The 11,773-nt window shown below is 73.3% G+C and carries 13 protein-coding genes; 3 read left to right on the plus strand and 10 right to left on the minus strand.

Annotated features, from left to right (window positions below; translation table 11 throughout):
- Positions 1-25 precede the first annotated feature (25 nt).
- From AC3ANM_RS08510 to AC3ANM_RS08525, 4 genes are read right to left on the minus strand one after another with little or no spacing between them, the layout of a single operon-like run.
- Positions 26-613, minus strand: coding sequence for a TlpA family protein disulfide reductase (locus AC3ANM_RS08510; protein WP_488287694.1), 588 nt, complete (start codon positions 611-613; stop codon positions 26-28).
- A complete protein-coding gene (locus AC3ANM_RS08515; protein ID WP_488287695.1) occupies positions 610-1,272 on the minus strand; it encodes a histidine phosphatase family protein in 663 nt (220 codons plus the stop codon). The genes AC3ANM_RS08510 and AC3ANM_RS08515 overlap by 4 nt, the downstream gene beginning before the upstream one ends.
- Positions 1,269-2,603 (minus strand): glutamate-1-semialdehyde 2,1-aminomutase, encoded by a 1,335-nt coding sequence (hemL, locus tag AC3ANM_RS08520; protein ID WP_488287696.1) that lies wholly within the window; start codon positions 2,601-2,603, stop codon positions 1,269-1,271. The genes AC3ANM_RS08515 and hemL overlap by 4 nt, the downstream gene beginning before the upstream one ends.
- A 12-nt stretch (positions 2,604-2,615) precedes the next feature.
- Entirely contained in the window at positions 2,616-3,122 is a 507-nt protein-coding gene (locus AC3ANM_RS08525; protein WP_488287697.1) for a MarR family winged helix-turn-helix transcriptional regulator, read from the minus strand.
- A gap of 139 nt (positions 3,123-3,261) precedes the next feature.
- Between AC3ANM_RS08525 and AC3ANM_RS08530 the strand changes: the two genes are divergently transcribed.
- Positions 3,262-3,810, plus strand: coding sequence for a YceI family protein (locus AC3ANM_RS08530; RefSeq protein ID WP_488287698.1), 549 nt, complete (start codon positions 3,262-3,264; stop codon positions 3,808-3,810).
- 66 nt (positions 3,811-3,876) lie between these two features.
- Here the strand turns inward: AC3ANM_RS08530 and hemB are convergent, their stop codons facing one another.
- The 6 genes from hemB to AC3ANM_RS08560 all read right to left on the minus strand — a co-directional run bounded on the left by hemB (position 3,877) and on the right by AC3ANM_RS08560 (position 9,960).
- Entirely contained in the window at positions 3,877-4,851 is a 975-nt protein-coding gene (hemB, locus tag AC3ANM_RS08535; protein WP_488287699.1) for a porphobilinogen synthase, read from the minus strand.
- The gene (locus AC3ANM_RS08540; RefSeq protein ID WP_488287929.1) at positions 4,851-6,452 is read right to left on the minus strand and encodes a bifunctional uroporphyrinogen-III C-methyltransferase/uroporphyrinogen-III synthase; all 1,602 of its coding nucleotides are present in this window, start codon (positions 6,450-6,452) and stop codon (positions 4,851-4,853) included. Before AC3ANM_RS08540 ends, hemB begins: the two co-directional genes overlap by 1 nt.
- Before the next feature lie 65 nt (positions 6,453-6,517).
- On the minus strand, positions 6,518-7,564 hold the full coding sequence (gene hemC, locus AC3ANM_RS08545; RefSeq protein ID WP_488287700.1) for a hydroxymethylbilane synthase: 1,047 nt from the start codon (positions 7,562-7,564) through the stop codon (positions 6,518-6,520).
- Complete coding sequence (locus AC3ANM_RS08550; protein ID WP_488287701.1) at positions 7,561-8,871, minus strand: glutamyl-tRNA reductase; 1,311 nt, start codon at positions 8,869-8,871, stop codon at positions 7,561-7,563. The genes hemC and AC3ANM_RS08550 overlap by 4 nt, the downstream gene beginning before the upstream one ends.
- Positions 8,868-9,551: a redox-sensing transcriptional repressor Rex gene (locus tag AC3ANM_RS08555; protein WP_488287702.1), complete on the minus strand. Its 684-nt coding sequence runs from the start codon at positions 9,549-9,551 to the stop codon at positions 8,868-8,870. The genes AC3ANM_RS08550 and AC3ANM_RS08555 overlap by 4 nt, the downstream gene beginning before the upstream one ends.
- Positions 9,552-9,705: 154 nt before the next feature.
- Positions 9,706-9,960, minus strand: coding sequence for a glutaredoxin family protein (locus tag AC3ANM_RS08560; RefSeq protein ID WP_488287703.1), 255 nt, complete (start codon positions 9,958-9,960; stop codon positions 9,706-9,708).
- Between the two features lie 52 nt (positions 9,961-10,012).
- Here AC3ANM_RS08560 and AC3ANM_RS08565 point away from each other — a divergent pair, with 52 nt between their 5' ends.
- Positions 10,013-10,867 (plus strand): HAD family hydrolase, encoded by an 855-nt coding sequence (locus AC3ANM_RS08565; RefSeq protein WP_488287704.1) that lies wholly within the window; start codon positions 10,013-10,015, stop codon positions 10,865-10,867.
- Positions 10,868-10,996: 129 nt separating this feature from the next.
- Positions 10,997-11,770 carry a sigma-70 family RNA polymerase sigma factor gene (locus tag AC3ANM_RS08570; protein WP_488287705.1) on the plus strand — a complete coding sequence of 258 codons (774 nt, stop codon included), beginning with the start codon at positions 10,997-10,999 and terminating at the stop codon, positions 11,768-11,770.
- Positions 11,771-11,773 lie beyond the last annotated feature (3 nt).

Consider the following 11,773-nt stretch of genomic DNA (forward strand, 5'->3'; position numbering starts at 1 on the left):
TGGCCGAGCCGGTCATCGGGTGGCCTCAGGCCTTCTCGGCGAGGACGTCGTCGACCAGACCCGTCAGGGTCGAAGGGTCGACCGGGCCGAGGACGCGCGCGGCGATCCGGCCACGGGGGTCGAGGACGAGGGTGGTGGGCACGGTCGGCGCCTTGCCCCGCAGCGCGAGGACGGGCAGGCCGCCGTCGTAGGCCAGGGAGGGGTAGGTGATCCCGCGCGAGCGCAGGAAGGCGGCCCCGGCGTCGGGGCCCTCCTTGAAGTCGAGCCCGAGGAACTGCACCGGCTTGCCGCTGGTGGAGTAGGTCTTCCACACCTTCTGCAGGTCGGCGGCCTCGGCCACGCAGGGACCGCACCAGGAGCCCCAGACGTTGACGACGAGCACCTTGCCCCTGGCCTGGTCCATCGCCCACGGCTTGCCGTCGACGGTGGTCCCCTTCAGGGAGATCGCGTCCTCGCGCTTGTCCGCCGAGATCCGCTGCACGGACCCGTCACCGGAGATGAAGCCCTTGCGGTCGCCCGACTTCGCCTGGGCGGCGATGGAGTTGGGGTCGGCACCGCAGGCCGAGACCCCGAGGGCCAGGGCGGCCGCCACCCCGAGTGCTACCAGCCTCACGCGCCCGCCTTCCTGGCCGCGTGGGCCAGCAACGCGCCCGCGGGCTCGCTGTAGGTGATCGACTCGAGCTGGTCGCCGAGGAAGCTCAGCGTCGTCAGGGAGGCGAGGGAGCACTGGCGCTTGCGCGGGTCGTGCCACAGGCGCCGGCCCTCGAGCTTGTTGCGCAGCGTCCACACCGGCAGCTGGTGGGAGACGACGACCGCCTCGTGGCCGCGGGCCGCGGCGCGCGCGTCGGTGACGGCCGCGACCATCCGGGCGGCGATCTCCGCATAGGGCTCGCCCCAGGAGGGGCGGAACGGGTTGACCAGGCGGGGCCAGTGCTCGGGGTGGCGCAGCGAGCCGTCGCCGACGCCGAACGTCTTGCCCTCGAAGTAGTTGCCGGCCTCGATGACCCGGTCGTCGGTGGTGATCGCCACGTCGTGCGCGGTCGCGATCGGGGTGGCGGTCTCCTGGGCGCGCTCGAGCGAGGAGGCGACCACGTGGGTCACGTCGTGGCCGGCGAGGTGGTCGGCCACCGCCTGGGCCATGTCGCGGCCGAGCTCGGACAGGTGGAAGTCCGGCAGCCGGCCGTAGAGCACGCCCGTGGGGTTGTGCACCTCACCGTGGCGCATGACGTGGACGACGGTGCGCACGCCGGAGGCAGACGTCTCGGGGGTCATGCCTCGATTGTCGCAAACGACTCTGTGACGGCCTTGGCCGCGGCAGGCAGGGCGGAGATGACCTTGTCGACCGCCGCGTCGTCGTGGGCGGCGCTGACGAACCACGACTCGAACGCGCTCGGCGGCAGGTGCACGCCCTGGCTGAGCATGGAGTGGAAGAACGCCGAGAACGCCTGGGAGTTCTGGGCTTTGGCGTCCTCGTAGTTGTGGACGGGCTCCTCGCGGAAGAACACCGAGAACATGCTCCCGGCCCACTGCACGACGTGCGGTATGCCGTGCCGGTCCAGCTCCTGGGTGGTCGCCGTCGCTATGGCGGAACTCACGTCCGACAGGCGCTGGTAGACCTCCGGCGTGCAGCCCCGCAGGGTGGCCAGCCCGGCGGCCGTGGCCACGGGGTTACCCGAGAGGGTGCCGGCCTGGTAGACGGGACCGGTCGGCGCGAGCATCGCCATGACGTCGGCGCGGCCGCCGAACGCCGCTGCGGGGAAGCCACCGCCCATGACCTTGCCGAAGGTGAACAGGTCCGGCGCGCCCCCGTCATATGGGCCCTCAACGCCGTACCAGCCCGAGGCGCTGCACCGGAAGCCGGTCATGACCTCGTCGGAGATGAGCAGCGCGCCGTGCTCGCGGGTGATGCGGCGCATCGCCTGGGTGAAGCCGGGCAGCGGCGGGACGACGCCCATGTTGCCGGCGGCGGCCTCGGTGATCACGGCGGCGATCTCGGGGCCGTGCTCGGCGAAGGCCGCCTCGAGGGCCGCGACGTCGTTGTAGGGCAGCACGATCGTCTCGCCGGCGCTGGACGCGGGCACCCCGGCCGAGTCGGGCAGGGCGAAGGTGGCCACACCGCTGCCGGCCGAGGCGAGCAGGGCGTCGACGTGCCCGTGGTAGCAGCCGGCGAACTTCACCACCTTGGACCGGCCGGTGAAGCCGCGCGCCAGCCGCAGGGCGCTCATGGTGGCCTCGGTGCCGCTGCTGACCAGGCGCACCTGCTCGACCGGCTCGACCCGCGCGACGATCTCCTCGGCGAGGGCGACCTCGTTCTCGCTGGGCGTGCCGAAGCTGAAGCCCCTGGTCGCCGCATCCTGCACGGCGGCCAGCACCGACGGGTGGGTGTGGCCCAGGATCATCGGCCCCCACGAGCAGACGAGGTCGACGTACTCGCGCCCGTCGACGTCGCGCAGCCACGGTCCCTGCGCGCTGGCCATGAAGCGCGGGGTGCCGCCCACCGCGCGGAAGGCGCGGACCGGGCTGTTGACGCCGCCGGGGGTGACCCGGGACGCGCGCTCGAGCAGGCTCTGGGACTTCGGGGCCTCGTAGGGGTAAGCCGTCATGCCCCGATTGTCTCAGGCCGGCAGGGCCCCCTCGGCCACCTCCTCGCACGCCCCGGTGGCCTCGATGCCGTCGGCGATGGCCTGCATGGCCGCCCCCATGGCCAGCAGCTGGGCGCGGGTGAGGTGGTCGGTCAGCGCAGCCCGCACGCTCGCGACGTGAAGGGGCGCGATCGCCTGCACCGCGGCATACCCCTCATCGGTGAGGACGAGCTCGACGCCGCGGCGGTCGCCCTCGCACGGCTGGCGGCGCACGAACCCGCGCTTCTCGAGGCGCGCGGCGGTGTGCGTCAGCCGGCTGCGGGACTGCACGACGAGGCTGGCGATCTCGGACATGCGCAGCCGCCGGTTCGGGTTCTCGCTGAGCATCGACATGATCTCGTACTCGCTCAGCTGCACCCCGTGGGCCAGGAGGTCCCGGTCGAGGGCCACCTCGAGCAGGCGGCTCGCGCGCAGGTAGGAGCGCCAGGCCGACTGCTCCTCCTCGTCGAGCCAGCGTGGTGCGGTCAGGTCAGTGGTCATGGAATGTAGTTTACCGTTCAGTGGTTGAAGATTAAACAAAGTCGTCGTACAGTCGACATCAGACGCCACAGGCAGACCCTCACAACCGGCCTGGGACGTGACACGGCAACACAGCAATCACCTCAAAGGGAGTATCTCGATGACCACCTTCTCCGACCTCACGCCCGGCACCTGGGACGTCGACGCCTCGCACAGCGAGCTCGGCTTCGTCGCCCGTCACCTGATGGTCACCAAGGTCCGCGGCCAGTTCAAGGACTTCCGGGCCACTGTCGTCGTCGGCGACCAGCTCGAGGACTCCTCGGTCGAGGCCACCGTCCAGCTCGCCTCGGTCGAGACCGGCAGCCCGGACCGCGACGGCCACCTGCGCTCGGCGGACTTCTTCGACACCGACAACAACCCCGAGATGACCTTCCGCAGCACCAAGGTCACCGCCGACACGCTCGAGGGCGACCTCACGATCAAGGGCGTCACCCGGCCCGTCGTCTTCGACCTCAGCTTCAACGGTGTGGCGAAGGACCCGTGGGGCGGCACCCGCGCCGGCTTCGAGGCCTCCGCGGAGATCAACCGCAAGGACTTCGGCCTGACCTGGAACGCCGCGATCGAGGGCGGCGGCGTCCTCGTCAGCGACAAGGTCAAGATCAACCTCGACATCCAGCTCGTGGCGGCCCAGGTCCCCGCGACCGTCTGACCCGGCGCTGACATCGAAGGGCCGCACCCGATCCTCCCGGGTGCGGCCCTTCGTCATGCCCTCGGCTCAGCCCAGCGCGCGGGCGGCCTCGACGGCGTAGTAGGTGAGGATGTTCTGGGCGCCGGCCCTCCGGATGGAGGTCAGCGACTCCAGGACGACGCGCTCCCGGTCGATCATCCCGGCCGCGGCGGCCGCCTCGATCATGGCGTACTCCCCCGAGACCTGGTAGGCGCTCACCGGCACCTCCGACTCCGCCGCCACGGCGGCGACGATGTCCAGGTAGGGCAGCGCCGGCTTGACCATGACCATGTCCGCGCCCTCGGCGATGTCGAGGCGCACCTCGCGCAGCGCCTCCACCGCGTTGGCCGGGTCCTGCTGGTATGCCGACCGGTCACCTTGCAGGGTCGACTCCACCGCCTCGCGGAACGGGCCGAAGTAGCCCGAGGCGTACTTGGCGGCGTAGGCCAGCACGATCGTGTCGAGGTGGCCGGCGGCGTCCAGGGCGGCCCGGACGTGGCCGACCTGGCCGTCCATCATCCCGGAGAGCCCCAGCACGTGCGCCCCGGCCTCGACCTGCGCGAGACCCATCTCGGCATACCGCTCCAGGGTCGCGTCGTTGTCCACCCGGCCGGCGGCGTCGAGGACCCCGCAGTGGCCGTGGTCGGTGAACTCGTCCAGGCACAGGTCGGCCATGACGACGGTGTCGTCGCCGACGGCGTCCCGCAGCCGGCGCAGGCCGACGTTGAGGATGCCGTCCGGGTCGTCCGCGCCGGAGCCGACCGCGTCACGGGTGGCCGGGACGCCGAAGAGCATGAGCCCGCCGACGCCGGCCTGCACCGCCTCGACCGCGGCCTTCTCCAGCGAGTCCAGCGAGTGCTGGACCACGCCCGGCATCGAGCGGATCGGCTGCGGCTCGGTCGCGCCCTCGCGGACGAACATCGGCAGGATCAGCTCGGCCGGGTGCAGCCGGGTCTCGGCCACGAGCCGGCGCACGGCCGGGCTCTGGCGGAGCCGGCGCGGGCGCTGGGTGGGGAAGCCCATCACTTGGCCTTCCGGCGCGCGGAGGCCTTCCGGGCGCTGGGGCGCAGGACCGGCTCGCCGGCCTCGGCGGCGGCCAGCGCGAGGCCGAGGCCGTACTCGGCCAGCGCGTCGACGAGGGACTCGGCCGACGCCTCGGCGGCCAGGACGTCGACCCGCAGGCCGTGCTCCTCGGCGGTCTTGGCGGTGGCGGGGCCGATGCAGGCCACGACGGTGGCGGTGTGCGGCTTGCCGGCGATGCCGACGAGGTTGCGCACCGTCGAGCTCGAGGTGAACACGACCGCGTCGAACTTGCCGGTCTTGATCGCCTCGCGCACCGGGGCGGCCGGCGGGGCGGCGCGCACGGTCCGGTAGGCCGTGACGTCGTCGACCTCCCAGCCCATCTCCTCCAGGCCGGCCACCAGGGTGTCGGTGGCGATGTCGGCGCGCGGCAGGAAGACCCGGTTGATCGGGTCGAGCACCTCATCGAAGGGCGGCCACTCGGCCAGCAGGCCCTGGGCTGACTGCTCACCGGAGGGCACGAGGTCGGGCTCGAGGCCCCACTCACGCAGCGCGGCGGCGGTGACCCCGCCGACGGCGGCGATCTTCAGCCCGGCGAACGCGCGGGCGTCCAGGCCGAACTCGGCGAACTTCTCCTTGACCGCGCGCACGGCGTTGACCGAGGTGAAGCCGATCCACTCGTAGCGACCGGTCACCAGGCCCTTGATCGCGCGCTCCATCTGCTGGGGCGTGCGCGGCGGTTCGACGCTGATCGTCGGCACGACGTCGCTGGTGGCGCCGTAGGTGGCCAGGCGGTCGGTCATGGGGCCGGCCTGGTCCTTGGTCCGCGGCAGGAGGATGTTCCAGCCGAACAGCGGCTTGGTCTCGAACCAGGACAGCTGCTCGCGCAGCGCCACGGTGGAGCCGACGACGGCCAGGGTCGGGAACTCGACCTGGGCGGACTTCATCGTCGCGGCGACGGTGGCCAGCGTCGTGGTGTGGGTGCGCTGGGTGATCGTGGTGCCACGCTCGGTCAGCGCGACCGGGGTCTCCGGGTCGCGCCCGGCGGCCAGCAGCTCGGCCAGCGCGCGGCCGAGGGACTCGGGGGTCCCGAGCACCACGACGGTCACGTCGGAGGCGACCGAGCGGGACCAGTCCACCTTGGTGTTGTCGCCGGAGACGACGTGCAGCGTCGGCGAGCCTACGGACGTGAGCGGCACCCCGGCATACGTCGGGACGGCGCTGACAGCGCTGACGCCCGGCACCACCTCGAAGCCGACACCGGCCTTCTTGCAGGCCAGCGCCTCCTCGGCGAGGCCGTTGAAGGTCGCCGGGTCGCCGTCCATGAGCCGCACGACGAGACCGCCGTGGGCGCCGTGGGCGCCGGCCGACTTGGCCGCCTTGACCACGAGCTTGGCGCGGGAGGCGTGGGTCAGCGCCTGGCCGTGCTCGCCGTGGCCGGCGTCGACGACCTCGACGCCCTCACGGACGAACGGGGCGATGAAGTCCTCGCGGGCGACCTGGTCGATGACGACGACGTCGGCGGCGGCGAGCAGGTCCAGGGCACGCCTGGTCAGCAGGCCGGGGTCGCCGGGGCCGGCGCCGACGAACGCGACCCGGCCCATCGGCTTGCTGGGACGGCCGGGGTTGGTGGTGGTCGTCTGGCTGGTGGGGACTGAGCGCGTGGGGCTCACAGGGCACGCTCCGGAGCTGTTGGTTCGGGTCGGTCGGAGGGGTCGTGGGGGCGGTCGTCCTCGGGGGTGTGGTGGACGCCCGCCCCATCTGGGTCGGGTGGTCGGTCCTCGCTGGTCGGCGGTCGGAGCCCGACCGCGACGATGTCGTGGGCGCCGTCCTCGAGCAGGACGGCGGCCAGCTCCCGGCCGAGCCGCTCGGCGTCGGCCACGGGGCCGGTGCTCGAGCGGCGCAGCTCGGCGGAGCCGTCCTCGGCGCCGGCGAAGGCGCGCAGTGACAGCTCGGGGCCGTCCTCACCCTCGACGACCTCGGCGAGGGCGCCGATGGGAGCGGTGCAGCCGGCCTCGAGGGCGGCGAGCAGGGCCCGCTCCGCGGTGACGGCGGCGCGGGTGTCGGCGTGGTCGAGCGGGCCCACCGCCGCCGTGGCGACGGCGTCGTCGGTGCGCACCTCGACCGCCAGGGCGCCCTGGCCGGGAGCCGGAAGCATCTGCAGCGGGTCGATCAGCTCGGTGGCCTCCCCCAGCCGGCCCAGCCGGGCCAGGCCGGCGGCGGCGAGGACCACCGCGTCGACCTTGCCGTCGTGGACCAGCGCGAGGCGCGTGTCGACGTTGCCGCGGATGGCGCGCACGTCCAGGCCCAGGCCGAGGGCGCTGAGCTGGGCCGCGCGGCGCGGCGAGCCGGTGCCGACGACGGACCCGGCGGGCAGCTCCCCGAGGGTGAGCCCGTCACGGCCGACGAACGCGTCGCGGGGGTCCTCCCGGCGCGTCACCGCGGCGACGGTCAGCCCGGGCTCGGGCGCCACCGGCAGGTCCTTGAGCGAGTGCACGGCCAGGTCGACCTCGCCGCGCAGCAGCGCCTGGCGGATCGCGGCGGCGAACACCCCGGTGCCACCGATCGTGGACAGAGGCTGGGTCGAGGTGTCACCGAAGGTCGTGATCTCGACCAGCTCGACCTCGTGGCCGAGGGCGCGCAGCTGGTCGGCGACCCAGCCGGACTGGGTCGTGGCGAGGGCGGAGCGACGGGTGCCCAGGCGCAGGCGGCTCATGCGAGGGCACCACCGTTCTCGGGCGGGACGGACACGGAGGCCACGTCGTGCGGGTCCAGGTCGAACAGCTCGCGCAGGGCCTGGGCGTAGTCCCCGCCCTGACCCTCGCCGGCGAGCTCCTTCACCCGGACGGTCGGGGTGTGCAGCAGCTTCTCCACCACCCGGTGGACGGCGAGCTGGACCTCGCCACGGGTGGCCTCGTCGAGCTGGGGCAGGCGCTGCTCGAGCCGCGAGAGCTCGGCGGCCACGACGTCGGCGGCGCGCGAGCGCAGCGCCGCCACGGTCGGCGCCACGGCCTGGGCGCGGCGGCCGGTCAGGTAGGTCGCGACCTCGGCGACGACGAGGTCCTGCACCTGCTGCACCTGCGGGTTCACCGCGCCGGGGGCCAGGTCGTGGCCGAGCTCCTCGAGCCCGACGACCTCGACGGCGGGCACGTCCCCGGCCCGCGGGTCGACGTCGCGCGGCAGGGCGAGGTCGACGAGCACCTGCGGGCGACCGGAGCGCGCCACGGATGCCACCGCGACGGCCTCCGCCCCGATGACGTGCCCGACGGCGCCGGTGCAGGAGATGACCAGGTCGGCCTCACGCAGCGCCTGCTGCAGGTCCTCGAACGGCAGCGACCGGCCGCCGGTGGTGGTCGCGAGGCGCTGGGCCTTGCTGCGGGTGCGGTTGATGACGACGAGGTCGAGGGCACCGGCACGGGCCACGGTCGTGGCGGCCAGGCTGCTCATCGACCCGGCGCCGACGACGAGGACGCGGGTCTGCTCCAGCGGCCCGAGGACGGCCGCGGCACGGGCCAGGCCCGCCTCGACGAGGGACACGCTGACCGTGTCGAGATCGGTCTCGGAGTGGGCGCGCTTGCCCACGCGCAGCGCCTGCTGGAACAGGCTGGCCAGCGTGCCGCCGGCCTGCCCGGCGGACTGCGCCGAGCGCAGCGCCTCGCGCAGCTGGCCGAGGATCTGCCCCTCGCCGACGGCCATGGAGTCCAGGCCGCAGGCCACGGTGAAGGCGTGGGCGATCGCGCGGTCCTCGTAGTGGACGTAGAGGTGCTCGCGCAGGTCCGCCAGCGGCACCCCGGAGGTGGCGGCGAGCGCCTCGCCGATCTCGGTGACGGCGCCGTGGAAGGTCGCCGCCTCGGCGTAGACCTCGAGCCGGTTGCAGGTGGAGACCACGACGGCCTCGTTGACGCTCTCCCCGGAGCGCACCGTGGTGGCGAGCGCCGCCACGCCGTCGGCGTCGAGGGCGACGGACTCCAGCACGGGGATGGGGGCGCTGCGGTGGGACAGGCCGAGGACGACGACGCTCACCGGACCACCTCGCGCAGCGGCGTGCGGCGGGCGGCGAGGGCCTTGCGTTGCTCGTGGAAGGCGAGGATCTGCAGCTCCATGGACAGGTCGACCTTGCGCACGTCGACGCCGTGGGGCACGACCAGGACGCAAGGGGCGAAGTTGAGGATCGAGCGCACCCCGGCCGCGACGAGCCGGTCGCACACGCCCTGGGCCGAGGCGGCGGGCGTGGCGATGACGCCGATCGCGATGCCGTCCTCGTCGGCGATCTGCTCGAGGTCGTCCATCGGGCGCACGCTGACGCCGGCGATGTGCTGCCCGACGACCTCGGGGTCGTGGTCGAGCAGCGCGACGACGCGGAAGCCGCGCGTGACGAAGCCGGAGTAGTTGGCCAGGGCGTGACCGAGGTTGCCCAGGCCGACGATCGCCACGGGCCAGTCCTGGGTCAGGCCCAGCTCGCGGGAGATCTCGTAGGCCAGCAGGTCGACCTCGTAGCCGACGCCGCGGACCCCGTAGGAACCCAGGTGCGAGAGGTCCTTGCGCAGCTTGGCCGAGCGCACCCCCGCCGCGGTGGCGAGCTCCTCGGAGGAGACCGAGGTGATGCCGCGCTCCGCGAGGTCGGTGAGTGCCCGCAGGTACTGCGGTAGCCGGGCAACGGTCGCGTCGGGGATTCCTCGACGGGCTGCGGGGTCGGCGGTCACGTTCGCACCGGCTCCTTCCGTACAGGTCCGGACTTCACAGGCCGGACTGGAGCGCGTGGGTTCACCTCAGGGTAGGTCTTTGTGAACACACGCACAAAGTCGCGAACCGACCCCGCCGTCTGGTAGGTGAGGGACGTCACCGACAATGCGGCGTTCAGGCCCCCAGCGCGGCGCGCAGGCGGCGTTCGTCGACCCTCCAGTAGTCGTGCTGGCGGCCGTCGACGAGGGTCACGGGGATCTGCTCGGCGTACTCCGCCATGAGCGCCTCGTCCTCCAGGATCGAGCGCTCCTCCCAGCCGACGCCCAGCTCGGCGGTCACGCGGGCGATGACCTCGCGGGCGTCGTCACACAGGTGGCAGCCCGGTTTGCCGATCAGGGTGACCCGCAGCGGGGGGGAGACGTTCACCACCCCACTGTATGCCGGGCAGCCGCCCCTTCCGTCCCGGTTTAGTCTGGGTGCCATGGAGCTGCCGGCAGGGTCCGACCAGCAGGAGACCGTGGCAGCTGCCGTGCACCTGCCCGACGGGCTGGAGGGTGCCCTCGCGGTGTCGGTCGACCCGACCGCGGCGGCCTTCTTCGACCTCGACAACACGCTGCTGCGCGGCGCGAGCATCTTCCACGTCGCCCGCGGCCTCTACCGCCGCAAGTTCTTCGGCGCCCGCGACATCGCCGCCATGCTGTGGAAGCAGGCCTGGTTCCTCACCGTGGGCGAGAACCTCACCCACGTCGCGAAGATCCGCGAGCAGGGGCTGGCCTTCGTCGCGGGGCACTCCGAGGCCGAGCTGCGGGCCATCGGCGAGGAGGTCTACGACGAGGCCATGGGCGCCAAGATCTGGCCCGGCACCCACGCCCTGGCGCGGATGCACCTCGAGTCCGGCCAGCGGGTGTGGCTGGTGACCGCGACGCCGGTCGAGGTGGCCGAGGTGATCGCCGGACGGCTCGGCCTCTCCGGCGCGCTGGGCACCGTGGCGGAGACGGAGGACGGGGTCTACACCGGGCGGCTCGTCGGTGAGCCCCTGCACGGTGAGGCCAAGGCGGTGGCGGTGCGTGCCCTCGCCGAGGCGGAGGGCCTGGACCTGTCGCGGTGCTCGGCCTACTCCGACTCTGCCAACGACATCCCGCTCCTGTCCCTGGTCGGCCACCCGTGCGCGATCAACCCCGACGGCCGCCTCCTCGAGCACGCCCGTGCCCAGGGGTGGCAGGTCCGCGACTACCGCACCGGGCGCAAGGCGGCCAAGGTCGGCCTCCAGGCGGCCGGCGCCACGGCCCTGGCCGGGGTGCTCGCCGCCGCCTCCGCCCGCCGGCGCCGGCGCTGAGAACGAGGCCTGCGTCACCCCATCGGGGGAGATCCCGGCCGACCCCCTGACATTTCGGGGCGTTTTGGGGAGACTGTCGGCCGAGGAGGTTCCCCCATCGCCACCCGGACACGTCAGGGCAGCGCGAGCATGCTCGCGCTGCTGCGTCGTGCCCGCATCCTTCGCGGGCCGGTGCCATGGGGCGTCCCGGCGCTGGCCGGGCCGGCCGTCGCACTGCCCGACCACGGGATGGCCGAGGCGACCCGCGACTTCCTGGCGACCCTGCGCGTGCTGCTGGCGCTCGCCGATGGTGGGACGCCTGGCGGTTCCGGTGGCAGCGGCACCGCGCTCCAGCCGCCCGGGGGCGTCCCCGAGGACATGGACCGGGTCGCCGCCCTCGTGGAGCTGGCCCAGGGAGGCGACGCCGAGGCGTTCGGCCTGCTCTACGAGCGCTACGTCGACCTGGTCTACCGCTACATCTACGTCCGGGTCGGCTCCCCGCACCTGGCGGAGGACCTCACCTCCGAGACGTTCATGCGCGCCCTGCGCCGCATCGACTCCTTCTCCTGGCAGGGCCGCGACATCGCGGCGTGGTTCGTGACCATCGCGCGCAACCTCATCACCGACCACGCCAAGTCGGCCCGCTTCCGCCTCGAGGTCACGACCGCCGACATGCTCGACGCCGACCGGGCCGTCGCGGCGCCGGAGGCCGAGGTCCTGCAGCACCTGCGGGACGCCCGCCTGCTGGAGGCGGTCCGCGGGCTCAAGCCCGAGCAGGCCGAGTGCGTGGTGCTCCGCTTCCTGCAGGGCCTGTCGCTGGCCGAGACCGCTGCGGTGATCGGCAAGTCCGAGGGCGCCGTCAAGCAGCTCCAGCTGCGGGCGGTCCGGGCCCTGCACCGTGCCCTCGACGGTGAGGAGCTCTGACCC

Source organism: Oryzihumus sp. JJN4-3R (assembly GCF_057747915.1).